The 18,408-nt window shown below is 72.4% G+C and carries 17 protein-coding genes and 1 pseudogene; 9 read left to right on the top strand and 9 right to left on the bottom strand.

Annotated features, from left to right (window positions below; translation table 11 throughout):
- Nucleotides 1-80: 80 nt before the first annotated feature.
- The 4 genes from ACZ6EG_RS31575 to ACZ6EG_RS31560 are packed head-to-tail and all read right to left on the bottom strand — an operon-like array spanning nt 81 to nt 3,330.
- A complete protein-coding gene (locus tag ACZ6EG_RS31575) occupies nt 81-932 on the bottom strand; it encodes an ABC transporter permease (RefSeq protein ID WP_469609794.1) in 852 nt (283 codons plus the stop codon).
- Complete coding sequence (locus ACZ6EG_RS31570; protein WP_391968213.1) at nt 929-2,179, bottom strand: betaine/proline/choline family ABC transporter ATP-binding protein; 1,251 nt, start codon at nt 2,177-2,179, stop codon at nt 929-931. Before ACZ6EG_RS31570 ends, ACZ6EG_RS31575 begins: the two co-directional genes overlap by 4 nt.
- The gene (locus ACZ6EG_RS31565; protein ID WP_356603909.1) at nt 2,172-2,819 is read right to left on the bottom strand and encodes an ABC transporter permease; all 648 of its coding nucleotides are present in this window, start codon (nt 2,817-2,819) and stop codon (nt 2,172-2,174) included. Before ACZ6EG_RS31565 ends, ACZ6EG_RS31570 begins: the two co-directional genes overlap by 8 nt.
- Before the next feature lie 28 nt (nt 2,820-2,847).
- A complete protein-coding gene (locus tag ACZ6EG_RS31560; RefSeq protein WP_356603907.1) occupies nt 2,848-3,330 on the bottom strand; it encodes an Lrp/AsnC family transcriptional regulator in 483 nt (160 codons plus the stop codon).
- 125 nt (nt 3,331-3,455) lie between these two features.
- Here ACZ6EG_RS31560 and hppD point away from each other — a divergent pair, with 125 nt between their 5' ends.
- Nucleotides 3,456-4,601 (top strand): 4-hydroxyphenylpyruvate dioxygenase, encoded by a 1,146-nt coding sequence (gene hppD / locus ACZ6EG_RS31555; protein ID WP_356603905.1) that lies wholly within the window; start codon nt 3,456-3,458, stop codon nt 4,599-4,601.
- 14 nt (nt 4,602-4,615) lie between these two features.
- Here hppD and ACZ6EG_RS31550 read toward each other — a convergent pair whose 3' ends face one another.
- Entirely contained in the window at nt 4,616-6,013 is a 1,398-nt protein-coding gene (locus tag ACZ6EG_RS31550; protein ID WP_391968212.1) for a tetratricopeptide repeat protein, read from the bottom strand.
- A gap of 98 nt (nt 6,014-6,111) precedes the next feature.
- Between ACZ6EG_RS31550 and ACZ6EG_RS31545 the strand changes: the two genes are divergently transcribed.
- The gene (locus tag ACZ6EG_RS31545) at nt 6,112-7,572 is read left to right on the top strand and encodes an FAD-binding oxidoreductase (RefSeq protein WP_469609787.1); all 1,461 of its coding nucleotides are present in this window, start codon (nt 6,112-6,114) and stop codon (nt 7,570-7,572) included.
- Nucleotides 7,573-7,591: 19 nt separating this feature from the next.
- On the opposite strand, the gene ACZ6EG_RS31540 is transcribed toward ACZ6EG_RS31545, so the two are convergent.
- The gene (locus tag ACZ6EG_RS31540; RefSeq protein ID WP_391968210.1) at nt 7,592-8,011 is read right to left on the bottom strand and encodes an SsgA family sporulation/cell division regulator; all 420 of its coding nucleotides are present in this window, start codon (nt 8,009-8,011) and stop codon (nt 7,592-7,594) included.
- 253 nt (nt 8,012-8,264) lie between these two features.
- Between ACZ6EG_RS31540 and ACZ6EG_RS31535 the strand changes: the two genes are divergently transcribed.
- Together ACZ6EG_RS31535 and ACZ6EG_RS31530 are read left to right on the top strand one after the other, a co-directional pair.
- On the top strand, nt 8,265-9,899 hold the full coding sequence (locus tag ACZ6EG_RS31535) for an RDD family protein (protein WP_469609784.1): 1,635 nt from the start codon (nt 8,265-8,267) through the stop codon (nt 9,897-9,899).
- 324 nt (nt 9,900-10,223) lie between these two features.
- Nucleotides 10,224-11,045 (top strand): RDD family protein, encoded by an 822-nt coding sequence (locus tag ACZ6EG_RS31530; protein ID WP_391968208.1) that lies wholly within the window; start codon nt 10,224-10,226, stop codon nt 11,043-11,045.
- A 36-nt stretch (nt 11,046-11,081) separates the two neighbouring features.
- Here ACZ6EG_RS31530 and ACZ6EG_RS31525 read toward each other — a convergent pair whose 3' ends face one another.
- Nucleotides 11,082-11,372: a hypothetical protein gene (locus ACZ6EG_RS31525; RefSeq protein WP_391968207.1), complete on the bottom strand. Its 291-nt coding sequence runs from the start codon at nt 11,370-11,372 to the stop codon at nt 11,082-11,084.
- Nucleotides 11,373-11,781: 409 nt separating this feature from the next.
- Here ACZ6EG_RS31525 and ACZ6EG_RS31520 point away from each other — a divergent pair, with 409 nt between their 5' ends.
- Entirely contained in the window at nt 11,782-14,133 is a 2,352-nt protein-coding gene (locus tag ACZ6EG_RS31520; RefSeq protein WP_469609779.1) for an immune inhibitor A domain-containing protein, read from the top strand.
- A 146-nt stretch (nt 14,134-14,279) separates the two neighbouring features.
- The gene (locus ACZ6EG_RS31515; RefSeq protein ID WP_391968205.1) at nt 14,280-14,621 is read left to right on the top strand and encodes a hypothetical protein; all 342 of its coding nucleotides are present in this window, start codon (nt 14,280-14,282) and stop codon (nt 14,619-14,621) included.
- Between the two features lie 53 nt (nt 14,622-14,674).
- On the opposite strand, the gene ACZ6EG_RS31510 is transcribed toward ACZ6EG_RS31515, so the two are convergent.
- The gene (locus tag ACZ6EG_RS31510; RefSeq protein ID WP_361011101.1) at nt 14,675-15,262 is read right to left on the bottom strand and encodes a nicotinamidase; all 588 of its coding nucleotides are present in this window, start codon (nt 15,260-15,262) and stop codon (nt 14,675-14,677) included.
- Nucleotides 15,263-15,346: 84 nt separating this feature from the next.
- Nucleotides 15,347-16,702, bottom strand: coding sequence for a nicotinate phosphoribosyltransferase (locus tag ACZ6EG_RS31505; protein WP_361011098.1), 1,356 nt, complete (start codon nt 16,700-16,702; stop codon nt 15,347-15,349).
- Nucleotides 16,703-16,800: 98 nt separating this feature from the next.
- Here ACZ6EG_RS31505 and clpS point away from each other — a divergent pair, with 98 nt between their 5' ends.
- The 3 genes and pseudogenes from clpS to proY all read left to right on the top strand — a co-directional run.
- Nucleotides 16,801-17,118: an ATP-dependent Clp protease adapter ClpS gene (gene clpS, locus ACZ6EG_RS31500; RefSeq protein WP_030180153.1), complete on the top strand. Its 318-nt coding sequence runs from the start codon at nt 16,801-16,803 to the stop codon at nt 17,116-17,118.
- Between the two features lie 41 nt (nt 17,119-17,159).
- Nucleotides 17,160-17,774: a DUF2017 domain-containing protein gene (locus ACZ6EG_RS31495; protein ID WP_391968204.1), complete on the top strand. Its 615-nt coding sequence runs from the start codon at nt 17,160-17,162 to the stop codon at nt 17,772-17,774.
- A 352-nt stretch (nt 17,775-18,126) separates the two neighbouring features.
- Nucleotides 18,127-18,408, top strand: a pseudogene (gene proY / locus ACZ6EG_RS31490) (proline-specific permease ProY); the annotation flags it as partial.

Here is an 18,408-nt window from a genome sequence, read left to right as displayed (position 1 = left end):
CGCCACCAGGAGCGCCGCCGTCACCAGCCACGTACGGCGTCTCCCGCTTCCGTGTCGGGTTCCGTTCCGGGGGCACGCGCTCATGTCCTCACCTCCAGGCCGCGGGGCCGCAGCAGCAGTTCGGCGAGCGAGGCCAGCCAGTCCACCAGCAGCGCGAGGGCCACGGTGAGGATCGAGCCGAGCACCAGCACCGGCATCCGCTGGCTGGTGATCCCGGTGGTGATCAGCACGCCCAGCCCGCCGCCCCCGCCGAAGACGGCCAGCGTCGCCGTGCCGACGTTGAGGACGAGGGCCGTGCGCACGCCGGCCAGGATCAACGGGACGGCCAGCGGCAGCTCCACCCGGGTGAGCACGCCCAGCGGGGACATGCCGATGCCGCGGGCCGCCTCCAGCAGCGTCGGGTCGTTCGCCTTCAGGCCGGCGATGGTGTTGGAGAGCACCGGCAGGACGGCGTAGACGATGATGCCGATCAGGGCGGCCCGGCGGCCGATGCCCAGCCAGATCACCAGCAGCGCCAGCAGGCCGATCGCCGGGGTCGCCTGGCCCATGTTGGCGAACGCCATCGCCACCGGCGTGGCCCTGCGGAACATGCGGCGGGTGAGCAGGATGCCCAGCGGGATCGCGATGATCAGCACGAAGAAGGTGGAGATCACGGTCAGCTGGACGTGCTGCCACAGGGCCTTGGTGACCTGGCCGTCCGCCAGCGCGTTCTCGCTCAGCGCGTCCAGGTCGGCCTGCCGGAACCACAGCCAGGTCGCCAGCAGCACGGCGACCAGCAGCGCCGGCAGGAAGGTCAGCTTCCGCCAGCCGATCCGCCGCCCCGCCGTCGACGGGGACGGCGGACGCGACTCCTGCCCGGCGTCGTCCTCGTCGCGCAGGTCGGAGGAGCCGGCGGGAGGGCGGGACGAGGAACCGGAGGACGAGGTGCTCACGCCGTGGTCCCCTCCCCTCCGAAGCCCTCCTGCTCGGCATGGGTCTGCTCGGAGCGCGTCTCCTGGAGGTCGTGTTGGTGCTCCAGCGCGTCCAGCCGGTCGGCCTCCAGCAGCTCGTGCACGGAGTTCATCAGCGTCTCCATGTCGACGACGCCCTCGTACTCGCCGCGCCGCCCGGTGACCGCGACCCGCCCCGCGTTGTCGGTGAGCACCGCCTCCAGCGCGTCCCGCAGCGTCGCGTCCCGGGTCACCGTGTCGTGGACCAGCGTCCCGGCCCGCGCCAGCGAGCCCTTGGCCCGCATCAGGTCGCCGCGCCTGAGCCACTTGTAGGGCCGCCCGCGCCGGTCGAGGAGCAGGATCTCGTTGGTGCCGGCCGCCCGCAGCTGGTTGAAGATGTGCTGGAGCGGGTCCTCCACGGTCACCGTCGGGTAGTCGGTGATCCCCACGTCCCGCACGCGGGTCAGGTTCAGCCGCTTCAGCGCCGCCCCGGCGCCCACGAAACCGGAGACGAAGTCGTCCGCCGGGTTGGTGAGGATGGCCTCCGGGGTGTCGAACTGGGCGATGTGGGAGCGCTCGCGCAGCACCGCGATCCGGTCGCCCAGCTTGATCGCCTCGTCGAAGTCGTGGGTGACGAAGACGATCGTCTTGTGCAGCTCGTGCTGGAGCCGGATCAGCTCGTCCTGGAGGTGGTCCCGGGTGATCGGGTCCACCGCGCCGAACGGCTCGTCCATCAGCAGCACCGGCGGGTCGGCCGCCAGCGCCCGCGCCACGCCCACCCGCTGCTGCTGACCGCCGGAGAGCTGGCGCGGATAGCGGCCGTGGAACTCCCCGGCGTCCAGTCCGACCAGGTCGAGCATCTCCTCCACCCGGTCCCGGATGCGCCCCTTCGACCAGCCGATCATCTTCGGGACCAGCGCGATGTTCTGGGCGACGGTCATGTGCGGGAAGAGGCCGGAGGACTGGATCGCGTAGCCGACCTTGCGGCGCAGCTTCACCGGGTCGATGTCGGTGACGTCCTCGCCGTCGATGCGGATGCGTCCGCCGCTCGGCTCGATCAGCCGGTTGATCATCTTCAGGGTGGTGGACTTCCCGCAGCCCGAGGGGCCGACGAAGATGACGGTCTCGCCCGCCTTGATCTCCATCGACACGTTCTCCACGGCCGGCTGCGGGTTGCCGGGGTAGCGCTTGGTCAGGCAGTCCAGTTCGATGGTCGCCCCGGTGGTGGCACGGTGACCGTTCTCAGACACGGATCCCCCTGGGGATGGTCAGCCGCCCGAGCAGGACGTACGCGGCGTCGAACAGAAGCGCCAGGATGATGATCCCGAGCGTGCCCGCAAGCACCTGGTTCAGGGCGTTCTTGCTGCCCAGCGACGCGATCCCGCGGAAGATCTCGTTGCCGAGGCCCGGGCCCGAGGCGTAGGCGGCGATGGCGGCGATGCCCATCAGCATCTGCGTGGAGACCCGGATGCCGGTGAGGATCGGCGGCCAGGCCAGCGGCAGCTCCACCCTCAGCAGCCGCGCCGGGCGGGACATCCCGATGCCCGTGGCCGCGTCCACCAGCGCCGGGTCCACCCCGCGCAGGCCGACGATCGCGTTGCGCACGATCGGCAGCAGTCCGTACAGGGTCAGCGCCGTCACCGTCGGCGGCACGCCCAGGCCCACGATCGGGATGAGCAGACCGATCATGGCCAGCGACGGGATGGTCAGGATGGTCGACGTGGTCAGGGTCGCCAGGTTTCCCGCCCACTCGCTGCGATAGGTGACGACGCCGATCAGGACCCCCAGCAGGGTCGCCACGACCATGCACTGGAAGACCGCGCTGGCGTGCTGGTAGGCGTCGGTGAGCAGCTGCTGGTGGCGGCTGCCCACGAACTCCCAGAAGTTCACGTCCGCTCACCTCCGGGGTCGTCCGGTCCTAGGCCTCGCCGCCCCGGTCGCGGGCGGCCTGCTCCACCAGCGGGATGATCCGCAGCGGGACCGGGTTCTCCATGACGATCGCCGTGGCGGCCCGGACGATGCCATCAAAACCGACAACCCGGTCGATCACCCGCTGGAGATCGGCGTTCGAGCGGGCCACCAGCCGGCACAGCATGTCCCCGGTGCCGGTCGTGGTGTGCAGCTCCAGCACCTCCGGCACGGTCGCCAAGTGCGCCCGCACATCCGCCCCTTGGCCCTGCCGGATCTCCAGCGTCGCGAAGGCGGTCACCGGGTAGCCGAGCGCCGCCGGGTCCACCTCCGGACCGAAACCGCGGATGACTCCGTTCGACTGAAGCCGGTCGAGGCGTGCCTGTGCGGTACCGCGGGCCACGCCGAGGCGCCGGGACATCTCCAGCACCCCGATCCGCGGCTCCCGGGCCAGCAGCCCGATGATCCGCCCGTCCAGTGGATCGATCCCCATCCCCGCGCCCTCCCGGCTGGTCATCCTGTACAGATCGCCCGCACAGGACCCCGTATCCCTGGTCAGCTTGTCCAGTGAAAACGCAAACTATTGCGCACCTTGCAGACGCGGGAGACCCTGCGGCTATGACGCAGACCACACACCACACTCCCGACACCGCCCGGCAGGCCGACCCCTTCCCGGTCAAGGGAATGGACGCGGTCGTCTTCGCCGTGGGCAACGCCAAGCAGGCGGCGCACTACTACTCCACCGCCTTCGGCATGAAGCTGGTCGCCTACTCCGGACCGGAGAACGGCAGCCGCGAGACCGCGAGCTACGTCCTGGAGAACGGCTCCGCCCGCTTCGTGCTCACCTCGGTGATCAAGCCGTCCACCGACTGGGGCCGCTTCCTCGCCCAGCACGTGGCCGAGCACGGCGACGGCGTCGTCGACCTCGCCATCGAGGTCCCCGACGCGCGCGCCGCCCACGCCTACGCCGTCGAGCACGGCGCCCGCTCGATCGCCGAGCCGTACGAGGTCAAGGACGAGCACGGCACCGTCGTCCTCGCCGCCATCGCCACCTACGGCGAGACCCGCCACACCCTGGTGGAGCGCACCGGCTACGACGGCCCGTACCTGCCCGGCTTCGCCGCCGCCGAGCCGATGGTCCAGCCGCCCGCCCAGCGCACCTTCCAGGCCGTCGACCACTGCGTCGGCAACGTGGAACTCGGCCGCATGAACGAGTGGGTCGGCTTCTACAACAAGGTCATGGGCTTCACGAACATGAAGGAGTTCGTGGGCGACGACATCGCCACCGAGTACAGCGCGCTGATGTCGAAGGTCGTCGCCGACGGCACCCTCAAGGTCAAGTTCCCGATCAACGAGCCCGCCGTCGCCAAGAAGAAGTCCCAGATCGACGAGTACCTGGAGTTCTACGGCGGCGCCGGCGTCCAGCACATCGCGCTGAACACCAACGACATCGTGCAGACCGTGCGCACGATGAAGGCGGCCGGTGTCCAGTTCCTCGACACCCCCGACTCGTACTACGACACCCTCGGCGAGTGGGCGGGCGAGACCCGGGTGCCCGTGGACACCCTGCGCGAGCTGAAGATCCTCGTCGACCGCGACGAGGACGGCTACCTGCTGCAGATCTTCACCAAGCCGGTCCAGGACCGCCCGACCGTCTTCTTCGAGCTGATCGAACGGCACGGCTCCATGGGCTTCGGCAAGGGCAACTTCAAGGCCCTCTTCGAGGCGATCGAGCGCGAGCAGGCCAAGCGCGGCAACCTCTGACGACCCCGCAGGGCTCAGCCGGGCGGGTCCTCGACCGAGGGCTCGCCCAGCTCCGCCAGCGCCCGCTCGGCCTCCGGCGCCCCGAGCGGCGAGAAGTACGGGTTGATCGTCAGCGCCTCCCGAAGGTGCCGCCGCGCGGGCCCGTACCGTCCCAGCGCCCGTTCGATCACCCCCCGGTGGAACGCGTAGGGCGCGCTGCGCACCCCGCCCCCCTGCTCGCCGTCGGTCGCGATCGTCGCGAACTCCAGCGCCTCCTCGTCCTCACCGGCCCGGTGCAGCGCCCAGCCCAGCGCGTCGGCCACCGCGGTCCCGGGCTGCCGCCCCCATTCCTCCCGCAGCCGCCGCACCGCCGCCTCCGGATCACCGTGGTCCGCCTCGAACCGCCCCAGCACCAGCTCCTCGTCGGCCCCGGCCGCCCCCGCCTCCCGCACCCGCGCCCGCAGCAGGTCGTACTGCACCCGCGCGGCCTGGTCGAGCCCCAGCGACTCGTACAGCTCGCCCAGCTCCAGGGCGTACTCCGGGCTCGGCCGCTTGGCCAGCGCCGCCTGGTACGCCGACAGCGCGTCGGTCGTCCGGCCCAGCGCGGCCAGCGCCCGCCCCTGCCCGGCCTGCGCCGCCCGCTGGTCGGGGTCGATGCGCCGCGCCTCCTGGAAGAACCGCAGCGCCTCCTCCCGGTCCCCGCGCTCGAACGCCAGCCGCCCCGCCTGCTCCAGGTACGCCGCCCGCTCGGCCGGTGCCTCGGCGGCCGCCGCCGCGTCCGAGATCCGCGCCGCCGCGTCCTCCCGCCAGCCCCGGTCCCGGTAGACGGCCGCGGCCCGCGCCCCCACGGCCGGCGTCCCCGGACGCAGCTTCATCACCTTGTCCAGGGCCCGGCCCACGCCCTCGTGGTCGCCGAGTCCGGTGTACGCGTCGATCAGCACCGCGTGCGCCGTCCACCGCTTCGGCGCCGCCTTCACCGCGTCCTCGCCCCACTTCTTCGCCGCGGGGAAGTCCCGCCGCGCCACCGCCAGCGCCGCCAGCCCCTCCAGGGCCTGCGGATTGCGCTCCGCCCCCACCTTCAGCGAGGTGCGCAGCGCCTTCTCGGCCTTCGGCCAGTTCGCGGCGTCGGCCGTCCGGCGCCCCTGTTCGACGTACGCCGTCCCGAGCACCGCCCACGACACCCCGTCCAGCGGATGCGCCCGCAGGTGCCGCTCCCGGTCGCCGATCAGCACCGCCAGGTCCGGCAGCGCGGCCGGCACCCCCGTGGTCACCGCCCCCCGCGCCAGGGCGGCCGGCCCCGGCGCGGGCGGAGCGTCCTCACCCCCGCGCCACGGAAGCAGCACCAGGACCCCGCCGAGCACGACGGCCCCGGCGACGGAGGCGGTCAGCACCCGGCGCCCGCGGCGGGCAGGCCACCCGCGTGTGATCTCCATGCCGCTCACTGTGCGTCAGTACGACGAGCACACCCGGGCTTGCTCCGCTTGCCGTCCACGGGGTTCACACCGATGGCCCCGGGTGCGAACCTGAGATCATGAGCCGTATCGAAGCGCCTCGCGACGAGGCCGACGCGGTCGTCGAGGCCGCCGCAGCCGACGCAGCCGCCGCCGTCCGGACGCCCGCGGCCTCAGGCACCCTCGTCGACCGGCTGCTCGCCGGCCTGCCCGCCGACGCCGTCCTCACCGACCCCGACGTCACGGCCTCCTACGCCCACGACATGGCGAGCTTCTGCCCCGCCGGCGCCCCCGCGGTGGTCGTCCTGCCGCGCACCGTGGAGGACGTCCAGCACGTCATGCGCACCGCCACCGAGCTGCGCGTCCCGGTCGTCCCGCAGGGTGCCCGCACAGGCCTGTCCGGCGGCGCCAACGCCACCGACGGCTGCGTGGTCCTCTCCCTGACCAGGATGGACCGCATCCTGGAGATCAACCCGGTCGACCGCGTCGCCGTCGTCGAACCGGGCGTCGTCAACGCCACGCTCTCCCGCGCGGTGAACGAACACGGCCTGTACTACCCTCCCGACCCCTCCAGCTGGGAGACGTGCACCATCGGCGGCAACATCGGCACCGCCTCCGGCGGTCTGTGCTGCGTCAAGTACGGCGTGACCGCCGAGTACGTCCTCGGCCTCGACGTCGTCCTCGCCGACGGCCGCCTGATGTCCACCGGCCGCCGCACCGCCAAGGGCGTCGCCGGCTACGACCTCACCCGGCTCTTCGTCGGCTCCGAGGGCTCGCTCGGCATCGTCGTACGGGCCGTCCTCGCGCTGCGCCCCAAGCCGCCCGAGCAGCTGGTGCTGGCCGCCGAGTTCGCCTCCGCGTCCGCCGCCTGCGACGCGATCTGCCGGATCATGGAGGGCGGGCACGTGCCGTCCCTCCTCGAACTGATGGACCGTACGACCGTCAAGGCGGTCAACGACCTCGCCCACATGGGGCTCCCGGAGACCACCGAGGCCCTGCTCCTCGCCGCCTTCGACACCGCCGACCCGGCCGCGGACCTCGCCGCCGTCGGCGCCCTGTGCGAGGCCGCCGGCGCCACGCAGGTGGTCCCGGCCGACGACGCCGCCGAGTCCGAACTCCTCCTCCAGGCACGGCGCCTGTCCCTCACCGCCCTCGAAGCGGTCAAGGGCACCACGATGATCGACGACGTGTGCGTGCCCCGCTCCCGGCTCGGCGACATGCTGGAAGGCGTCGAACGCGTCGCCGCGAAGTACGACCTCACCATCGGCCTCTGCGCCCACGCGGGCGACGGCAACACGCACCCGACGGTCTGCTTCGACGCCTCCGACCCCGACGAGTCCCGGCGGGCCCGCGAGTCCTTCGACGAGATCATGGCCCTCGGGCTGGAACTCGGCGGCACCATCACCGGCGAGCACGGCGTGGGGGTGCTGAAGAAGGAATGGCTGGCGCGGGAGATCGGTCCGGTGGGCCTGGAGATGCAGCGGGGCGTCAAGGAGGTCTTCGACCCGCTGGGCATCCTCAACCCGGGCAAGCTCTTCTGACCGCGGTGCCCGCGGTCCGTCACCGGGCGAGCAGTTCGGCCAGCCCGTCGTCGATGCCGAGCCGCCCGCCCTCGGTGCCCGGCGGCACCGTCAGCAGGGTGCGCTCCAGCCAGGCCGACACCTGCGCCGTCGGCGCCTCCAGCAGGGCGTCGCCGTCCGGGCTGCTCAGCGCCATCAGCACGACACCGCGCCCGTCCGCCTTCGACGGCCACACCCGCACGTCCCCCTGCCCGCAGGGCCGGAACACCCCCTCCACCAGCAGGTCGCGGGCGAACGTCCAGTGCACCGGATGGCCGGAGTCGATGTGGAAGGTGATGTGCACGGCATACGGGTCGTCGGAGGCGTAGCCGAGCAGCGCGGGCACCGGGATGCCGCGCTCGGGCGACAGGATGAGCCTCAGCTCCAGCTCGCGCTCCACGACGGCGGGGTTGGGGTGCATGGCGGGGTGTCCTCTCTCGTACGGGTCCGCACGGGCCGCCTGGACCGGACCCGCACGAGGGAGAGCGGCGAGGGCCGTGAGCGTTACGCGGGTTCGCGGAACTTTTTCCCCCACCTCTGTCCCGCGTGTGAAGGTCCATGCACGAGGTTGCCCGGAAAGGGGCGGGACCGGCGGGACCGGCGGTGCGGATTGCGCCCGTCTGATAGATGTTGAGCCCCCATATCAACCCCCGAGCAGATACGGGACGACGGACATGAGCGCCCCAACCCCGGCCCCCGGCGACGACAGGCCCCGCGAAGGGTATTACCCCGACCCCTCCATCCCCGGATACGTCCGGTACTGGAACGGCGCCTCCTGGGTGCCGGGCACCAGCCGCCCCGCGCCCGAGGACGGCGAACCGCTCGCGCCGCCGGCCGGCGCGCGGCCCTCGGTGGAGGAGACCGGCCCGCACTTCTTCGACGAGGACCCGGTCGAGGAGGCGCCCGCCGCGTCCCAGCACGGCAGCCGCCCGGAACCCGCCACGGCCTGGGGCGCCGACCGCTCCCGCCAGTCCGGCTTCGCCGACGGCCCCGACCAGCGGGTCGCCTGGCCGGGGACCGCCCAGGGCGCGGACCCGAGGGTGCCGCACGCGCGGGGTGCGGGTCAGGCCGGGGGAGCGGCGGCCGGGGCCGGCGGCCCGGGCACCGGCGGTGAGCCCGGTGCCGACGGTGGCGCGGGCCCGACCGGTGCCCGTGCCGGTGCCCGTGCCGGGGCGTCGGGCGGGGCGGCCGGCGGGCCGGGGGCCCCGGCCGGTGATGCGTCCGGTGAGGTGCCGGGTGGCGCCTCCGCGGACGCGCCGGGTACCGCGGGCTCCGTGGCCGGCGGCCGGCCCGCGCAGGGCGACGACGCCCGCTCCGCGCCGGCGGCGAACGCGTCCGGCGGGACGGGGGGCGAGTCCGGCAACACCTTCGTCTTCCGGCGCCCGGTGACCGGGGGGCGGAACACCCCGGCCCCGGACGGCGGTGCGGAGGACGAGGGCACCATGACCTTCCGCGCGGTCTCCCCGCGCGCGGGCGCCCAGCGCCCCGGCGCGGCCGCCCCGGGCACCCCCGGCTTCGCCGCCGGCCAGGCCGCCGCCGCGCGCGCCGCCGCGCAGCCCCCGACGGCGCCGTCCGGTCCGCAGCGGACGGGCGCCCCGGGAGGGCCCGCGGGCCCGGGGACGCCGGGCGGCCCGGCGGTCCCGCACCAGGCAGCCGCCCCCCGGCCCGCGGCCTCCGCCCCGATCGCGCCCGGCCCCGGCGGGGGCCAGTCCTCGTGGGCGCAGCAGGTGCACCGGCTCGCGGGCGCGGCCGGGGACGAGCAGCCCGTCGCGCCCTGGAAGCCGCCGGTCGAGGACGTGTTCCAGGCCGCCGCGCGGCGCCAGGCGGCGGCCCGGCCCGCCGGACTCGGCAAGCGGCTGGCCGCCCGGCTGATCGACACCGTCGTCCTGGCCGGCGTCACCGCGGTCGCCGCCGTACCCCTCGGCACCAAGGCGATCGACCACGTCGACGCCAAGATCGACGAGGCAAGGCTCTCCGGCGAGACCGTGACGGTCTGGCTGCTGGACGGCACGACCTCCACGTACCTGGGCATCGTGCTGGCCGTCCTGCTGCTCTTCGGCGTCGTCTACGAGGCGCTGCCCACCGCCAAGTGGGGCCGCACCCTGGGCAAGAAGCTCCTCGGTCTGGAGGTGCGGGACATCGAGGCGCACGAGCCCCCGTCCTTGGGCGCCGCCCTGCGCCGCTGGCTGGTCTACAGCGTCCCCGGTCTCCTGGTGGTCGGGGTCGTCGGCGTCGCGTGGTGCCTCTTCGACCGGCCGTGGCGCCAGTGCTGGCACGACAAGGCGTCCCGCACCTTCGTGGCGGGCTGACCCGGCCCCGCACAGCCCCCGTACCGCTCGCGCGGCCGGGCCCGCCGCGTCCCCGTCCGCCCCGAGCGGAGCCACGGCCCGGCCCGCGCCCCAACGGGCCCCGGAACCCCGCTGAGCCATGACGCCGACGTCCCGCCTGTACCGCAGGTGCGCGCCCTCCCGTGCCGGCGGACGCGGTTCCGTCTCCGGACCGTCGGCGGGGCCCCGCACAGGGCCCGGGGTCAGGCCCCGGCAGCCCCACCCCGGGGCACCGCCGGAGGCGCTCGTACTCCGGACGGCCGCTCGCCGGATGCGCGCGCGGGGTGATCGCGGTCGACTCGGGCCATGAGCAGCGAACCGCCCCCCGGCTCCGGCGGGCAGCCGCCGGAAGACGACCCGTTCAGGAAGCGTCCCCCGTTCCCCGGACCGGGCCAGGAACCCGGCCCCGGCCCCGACCCGGGCGCGGGCGGCACGGGCTCGCCGTACGACGGTCCACCCCCGCACGGCAGCACCGGCCAGCCCCCGCCCCCCGGCGGCGCGTCCCCGCCTCCGGGCGGCGGTGGCCCGTACGGTGCCCCGCCTCCGGGCGGCGGCGGTCCCTACGGTGCTCCGCCCCCCGGCGGCGGTGGGCCCTACGGCGCCCCGCCCCCGGGCGGTGGAGGTCCCGCCGGGGGTGACCCGTACGGCGGCGGGAACCACCCCACCGATCCACTGGTCGGCATGCCCCCGCTCGCCGACAGCGGCCGGCGCACGCTCGCCCGGATCATCGACATGATCCTCGTGGGCATCGTCGTGTGGCTGCTGAGCTGGGCGTTCGACGTCCAGGAGTACCAGGTGGACGGCGACGACATCTCGGTCGGCAAGTCCTTCGGGCAGTCCCTGATCGCCGCCGTGCTCTACATCGCCTACGACACCTACATGACCAGCAAGTCGGGCCAGACCCTCGGCAAGAAGTGGCTCGGCCTGCGGGTGGCCAACCTGGACAACGGCGCCACCCCCTCGGTGCAGACGTCGCTGATCCGCGCCCTGGTGCTGTGGATCCCGTTCGCCTTCTGCTGCGCCTGCGTCTGGACGATCATCGCGGGCGGCTGGAGCTTCTTCGACCGGCCCTACAAGCAGGGCCTGCACGACAAGGCGGCCAAGACGGTGGTGGTCAGCGCCCGTTGACGGCCCGGGGCCGGCGCCCCGGGCGGCACGGAGGCGTCAGGCGGCGCGACCGCGGGCCGTCTCGCCCGCACCCGCGGAGACCCGCGCCGCCGGCACCGGCTCCCGGTCCGCGGCGGGCCGGCGGGCCGGCACGGCGGCCACCCTGCGCGTCCTCGTCTGGGGGACGCGCAGGGCGACCAGCAGCCCGAGGGCGAGCGCGGCCACGGCGACGACGGCGACTCCGGGGCCCGAACTCGTCCGGGACAGCAGCAGCATGGCGAGCGTCGAGAAGATCACGGTGCACGTACCGTAGGCGAACTGTGCGGCAGTCGGACGGGGCATGGCCATCGTGTCCTCGGAAGACAATCTGGGGTGAGACGGGCTGTCAGCCTGGCTTTCCGCCGGCTTCCGGGCGTGGTGCCAAGCGACTCTAACCCGCTGTGTGCCCGAGTGGAACCAGCAGTAAGCGTGACCTAACCGGCATGGCCGATGCACGGGGGGCGCACGGATTCATGGTGCCCGGTCAGTGGACGGTCCCGCGCGCCCGTCCGGCGCCGCTCGGGTCCCGGTGGGGTGTCCGCAAAGCGAACCCGCCCTCCGCATAGTGCACTTGTCCTGCTCAAGTCAAGGTCTGTCTTTTCCGGTGAACCTCTAGTCAAATGTCGTCACTTGACTACACGCGTTGACCACGTGTGCGCGGACTCTGCTCTGTCCTTGGCCCCCCATCCGCGCACGTGCACGCGGGGGAGGAACTCAAGTGACCAGAAGATCCTGGACGTTCAGAACGGCGGCGACGACCGTCGCCCTGGCCGCCGCCACCGCCACGCTCTCCGCGGCCGGTGTGGCGCAGGCCGACTCGCCCGCCCGACCGGAGGCCGTGGACCGCCACGACCCGCACCCCGCGAAGGGCATGGACTCCCATGACCTCAAGGGCCCCCTGAGCGACACGCAGAAGGCCCAGCGCGAGGAGGCCCTCAACCAGGTCATATCCGGCAAGGCCTCCGTGCAGAAGAAGGACGGCTCGAACGTCGTCCAGCTCAAGAGCAAGAAGGGCGACAGCAAGTACGTCGAGCTGGGCCGGGAGAAGACGGACAAGATCTTCACCATCCTGGTCGAGTTCGGCGACAAGGTCGACAGCCGCTACGGCGGCGACGCCGGCCCGCTGCACAACCAGATCGCCAAGCCCAACCGCAAGACCGACAACTCCACGGCCTGGAAGGAGGACTACGACCAGCAGCACTTCCAGGACCTGTACTTCGGCTCCGGCGAAGGCGTCGACTCGGTCAAGACGTACTACGAGAAGCAGTCCTCCGGCCGCTACTCGGTCGAGGGCGAGGTCTCCGACTGGGTGAAGGTCCCCTACAACGAGGCCCGCTACGGCAACAACGCCTGCGGCGACACCAACTGCCCCAGCGTGTGGAACGTCGTCAGCGACGGCCTGAACGCCTGGGTCGAGCAGCAGAAGGCGGCCGGCCGCACCGACGCCCAGATCAAGGCCGACGCCGCCCGCTTCGACGAGTGGGACCGCTACGACTTCGACGGCGACGGCGACTTCAACGAGCCCGACGGCTACATCGACCACTTCCAGGTCGTGCACGCCGGCGAGGACGAGTCCGCGGGCGGCGGCGCCCAGGGCACCGACGCCATCTGGGCCCACCGCTGGTACGCCTTCGGCACCGACGCCGGCGCCACCGGCCCCGAGCAGAACAAGCTCGGCGGCTCGCAGATCGGCTCCACCGGTGTCTGGGTCGGCGACTACACCATCCAGCCGGAGAACGGCGGACTCGGCGTCTACGCCCACGAGTACGGCCACGACCTCGGTCTGCCGGACCACTACGACACCGCCGGCGGCGACAACTCCACCGGCTTCTGGACACTGATGTCGTCCGGTTCGTGGCTCGGCACCGGCCGCAACGAGATCGGCGACCTGCCCGGCGACATGACCGCCTGGGACAAGCTCCAGCTCGGCTGGCTGAACTACGACACCGCCAAGGCCGGGGTCAGCTCCTGGCACAAGCTGGGCGTGGCGGAGTACAACACCAAGCACAAGCAGGGCCTGGTCGTCGAGCTGCCGAAGAAGGCGGTCACCACCGAGATCGTCACGCCCGCCGAGGGCGCCACGCAGTGGTGGAGCGGCAGCGGTGACAACCTCAAGAACACGCTGAGCCGTTCGGTCGACCTCACCGGCAAGGCGAAGGCCGAGCTGACCTTCGACGGCTGGTACGACATCGAGGCCAACTACGACTACCTCTACACCGAGGTGTCCACCGACGGCGGCGCCAACTGGACCGCCGTCGACGGCACGGTGGACGGTCAGCCGATCCCGCGCGACGCCGCCGACAAGCCGGCCCTGCACGGAACCCTGGACGGTCACAAGAAGTTCGCGTACTCCCTCGACGCCTACGCGGGCCAGAAGGTCGACGTCCGCTTCCGCTACCAGACGGACGGCGGCGTGGCCCAGAAGGGCTTCACGGCCGACGCCATCACGGTCACCGCGGACGGACAGGCGCTCTTCACCGACAACGCCGAGACCGCGGACGCCGCCTGGACGGCCACCGGCTTCTCCCGCGTCGGCGCCTCCTTCACCAAGGACTACGCGCAGTACTACCTCGCCGAGAACCGGCAGTACGTGTCGTACGACAAGACCCTGAAGACCGGCCCGTACAACTTCGGCTTCACAGAGCGCCCGGACTGGGTGGAGCACTACCCGTACCAGAACGGCCTGCTGATCTGGAAGTGGGACACCTCCCAGGCGGACAACAACACCAGCCAGCACCCTGGCACCGGCCTGGTCCTGCCCGTCGATTCGCACCCGACCGCGATGAAGTGGAAGGACGGCACGCTGCTGCGCAACCGCATCCAGTCGTACGACTCGCCGTTCAGCCTCTACCGCACGGACGCCATCACGCTGCACAAGGCCGACGTGGCGAAGTACTTCCCGGGCTCGAAGGGCGTCTCCGTCTTCAACGACCGCAAGAGCGACTACTACGACGAGTCGAACCCCACCGGCGGCGTCAAGATCACTGACACCAACACGAAGATCAAGATCCTGAAGGAGGCCAAGAACGGCTCGACGATCGAGCTGGAGGTTGGCTCCGCGGGCAGGTAAACAGCATCTGCCCAGGTCAGAGCGTGATCGGCGGTGACCCCCTGGCGGGTCGCCGCCGATCCGTGTTTAGGTGCGTCCTGTGGTTCTCTTATTGACACCTGGTCCGACATCCGGACCGGCACCGGCAGACACGGGGGTATGACCGCATGGCCGCAGGAGGCTTCTGCAAGCTGCCGAACGGCACGGTGGTGGTGGCGCTGAACCTGCCCAGCCCCGCCCGCCCGGACGGCAGCCTGCGCTTTCTCGTCCACGCCCAGAACCGGGCGCGCGCCCTGACCAGGCTGCGCAATCTGGGGCTGCGCGCGGTCTACCTGCGGGGCAACGCGGCCCCGCCGTCCCCCGACGAGATCACCGCGGTCCTGCACCACCCGGACGGCCTGATCTGGCGCACGGCGCCGGTGGCCGCCGTCCCGGGCGGTCCGGAGCCGGTCCAGGAGCTGTGGCACCCGATCCGCGCCCTGCTCAGACGCCCGGCGCCCCAGGCGTAGCGGAGCACGCGGCCGCCGGAGGCCGACCGCCGTCCCGGACGGCTCGACGCCCGCTAGTGCACGACCGGCTTCCCGGACAGCTCCACGCCCGCCTCCCGCAGCTCCTCCAGGGCGCGCTCGGTGCTCTGCGCGGCCACCCCGGCGGTCAGGTCGAGCAGCACCTGGGTGCGGAAGCCCTCGCGGGCGGCGTCCAGGGCGGTGGCCCGTACACAGTGGTCGGTGGCGATACCCACGACGTCGACCTCGTCGATCTCCCGGGTCCGCAGCCAGTCGGCGAGCCGCGTGCCGTTCTCGTCGGCTCCCTCGAAGCCGCTGTAGGCGGCCGAGTACGCCCCCTTGTCGAAGACGGCGTCTATCGCGCCGGAGGCGACGGCGGGGGCGAAGTTCGGGTGGAAGCCGACCCCCTCCGTGCCCGCGACGCAGTGCGCCGGCCAGGAGTGGACGTAGTCGGGGTTGTCGGCGAAGTGGCCGCCCGGCGCGATGTGGTGGTCGCGGGTGGCCACCACGTGGCGGTAGCCGGCGGGCGCCTGCCCGATCAGCTCGGTGATGGCGGCGGCCACGTCCGCACCGCCGGTCACGGCGAGGCTGCCTCCCTCGCAGAAGTCGTTCTGCACGTCTACGACGATCAGGGCGCGGCGCATGGTCGGTGTCCTTCGACTGGGTCGACTGGGGGCGGGAGGGGACGGACGGGCGGCTGACGCGGGCCTGCGCGGCCCGCACCTGCTTTAGCTACCCGAGCCCTCGTGCACGTACTCCGTCGGAATGACGGGTTCCCCTCGGGAGAGCTGGGTGGCGGACAGCGGCAGGTTGGCGCGGGCGGCCGCGTGCCGGTCCCGGGCGGCGTCCAGCGGCTCGCGGGCGACCACCTCGCCGCCCCTGACCAGCTCCACGAGGAGCTGCCGGTCGGCGAGGTCCTCGGGCACCGGCCCGGTGCCGACCACCTCGGCCTCGGCGTACCCGTGGGAGTCCAGGCGCCGGGCGGCCCACTTGCGGCCGCCGATCGACGTCTTGCCCCCGCTGGACTTCTTCGCCACCGCCACCAGCGGCCCCGCGGCGTCGGCGGGGGCGCCGGACTCGGCCCGGGCGACCAGCTTGTAGACCATCGAGGCCGTCGGGTGCCCGGACCCGGTCACCAGCTGGGTGCCGACGCCGTACGCGTCCACGGGCGCCGCCGCCAGCGAGGCGATGGCGTACTCGTCCAGGTCGGAGGTGACGACGATCTTCGTCTCCGTGGCGCCCAGCTCGTCCAGCTGCTGGCGCACCCGGTGGGCGACCAGCAGCAGGTCGCCGGAGTCGATGCGCACGGCGCCCAGCTCGGGCCCGGCGACCTCCACGGCCGTGCGGACGGCCTCGGTGACGTCGTAGGTGTCCACCAGCAGCGTGGTGTCGCGGCCGAGGGACTCCACCTGCGCCTGGAAGGCGTCGCGCTCGGTGTCGTGCAGCAGGGTGAAGGCGTGGGCGGAGGTGCCGACGGTGGGGATGTTGTAGCGGAACCCGGCGGCCAGGTCGGAGGTGGTCGCGAAGCCGCCGACGTAGGCGGAGCGGGCGGCGGCCACCGCGGCCAGTTCGTGGGTGCGGCGGGCGCCCATCTCGATCAGCGGACGCCCCCCGGCGGCCGAGGACATGCGGGACGCGGCGGCGGCGATCGCCGAGTCGTGGTTGAGGATGGAGAGGATCACCGTCTCCAGCAGCACGCACTCGCCGAAGGTCCCCTCGACCCGCATGATCGGCGAGCCCGGGAAGTACACCTCGCCCTCGGGGTAGCCCCAGATGTCGCCGCTGAAGCGGTACCGGGCCAGCCAGTCCAGCGTCTCCTCGTCGACGATGCCCCGCTCGCGCAGGAAGGTGAGGACGTCCGCGTCGAAGCGGAAGTTCTCCACCGCGTCCAGCACCCGTCCGGTGCCCGCCACGACGCCGTAGCGGCGCCCGTCCGGCAGCCGGCGCGTGAAGACCTCGAAGACGCTGCGCCGCTCGGCCGTGCCCGCCTTCAGGGCGGCTCGGAGCATGGTCAGCTCGTACTGGTCCGTGAAGAGCGCCGTCGAGGGAACGTCCACCGGCAGCCCAAGGTCCGCTGTGTTCATGGCAGGAATCGTACCCCCATTTCGTCAGACTGACGATTTCGGGTCGCATGGCGTGGCCCACAGACCCGTTTGTGCGGCCGCCCCCCTGTGGTGGCAGCATGGGCCTTGTGACGGCAGCCGCACCCATGGAGATCGAGAAGACCGAGTCGGCGGAGGAGGTCTTCGCCGTACCCGAGCCCGACGTGCCCTGGGTGACGATCGTCCACAACGATCCCGTCAACCTCATGAGCTACGTGACGTACGTCTTCCAGTCCTACTTCGGTTACTCGAAGGACAAGGCCACCAAGCTCATGATGGACGTCCATCACAAGGGCCGGGCGGTCGTCTCCAGCGGCAGCCGCGAGGAGATGGAGCGGGACGTGCAGGCCATGCACGGCTACGGCCTGTGGGCCACCCTCCAGCAGGACCGGAAATGACCCACGCCCGCCCGCAGGACGGAAGTAGCTGAATCACCTCGATGCCCGGACAGTTCGAACCGCTCCCCGGCGGCGGCGCGGCCGTCGCCCTCGACGACGTCGAGATCTCCATCATCCGGTCCCTGGCCGTGCAGCTCCTGGAGCTGATCGGCCCCGGCCCCGCCGAGGACGCCTCCGCCGACCCGCTCGCCGAGCTCTTCGCCGAGGGTCCGAGCGAGCCGCCCACCGACCCGGTGCTGCGCCGCCTGTTCCCCGACGCCTACGGCGATCCCGAGGGCACCCCCCAGGCCGCGGAGGCCGAGGAGCAGCGGGCGCACTCCGCCGAGTTCCGCCGTTACACGGAGAACGACCTGCGCGCCGGCAAGCGCGACAACGCGCTGGCGGTGATCCGCACCCTGGACGCCCTCGCCTCGGCGAGCGCGGGGGCGGGCGAGGACGGCGCGGTGCTGAAGCTGTCGGTCGCGGAGTCCCGGCAGTGGCTGAGCGCCCTCAACGACCTGCGCCTGGCGATCGGCTCCCGGCTGGAGATCGCCGACGAGGACGACACCGACCTGCTCTACCGGCTGCCCGACGAGGACCCGCGCAAGCCCATGGTGATGGCCTACCTGTGGCTCGGCGGTCTCCAGGAGTCCCTCGTCGCGACCCTTATGCCCTGAACGTGGCGGTACGGGCACGCTGAGTGTCCGCTCAGCGGACCCTCAAATCCGGATAACGATCCTGTCAAAACGATGCCCTTTTTTGCACCCCATGGGTGGTTTTTGTCCGCTTCTGCCTATGGGACACGTCACAGAGCGCCCCTGTGATCAGCCGGGCCGTCGTGGTAAATCTTCACGACCGCCCGGCGAACACCACCCGAATGTTCGGCCGGGTGCGCCACCGAGCCGGCGGATCGCCGGCCAGGCACCGAGCGGGACGTGAGGCCCGCTCAGCTCCATCATCCGGGGGGATCGAGACCCGATCCGAGGCCGCGAGAAGGCCCGGTTCGGCATGGAGAAAGGCGCACCACACATGACCTCTGCGCAGGTCGACACGGAGAAGGCCCCCGAAGAGGGGTACGAACGCGGACTCAACAGCCGCCAGGTCCAGATGATCGCGATCGGCGGCGCCATCGGCGTCGGCCTCTTCCTGGGCGCCGGGGCCAACATCGCCAAGGCCGGCCCCAGCATCATCCTCATGTACGCCCTCGCGGGCGTGATCATCTTCTTCATCATGCGGGCGCTCGGCGAGCTGCTCCTCTACCGACCGGTCTCCGGCTCCTTCGCCGAGTACTCGCGCGAGTTCCTCGGCCCC

This window comes from Streptomyces sp. NPDC041968 (assembly GCF_055589025.1).
Note: the sequence above shows the minus strand (reverse complement) of the source record. Positions and strands in the feature narration are given on the sequence as shown.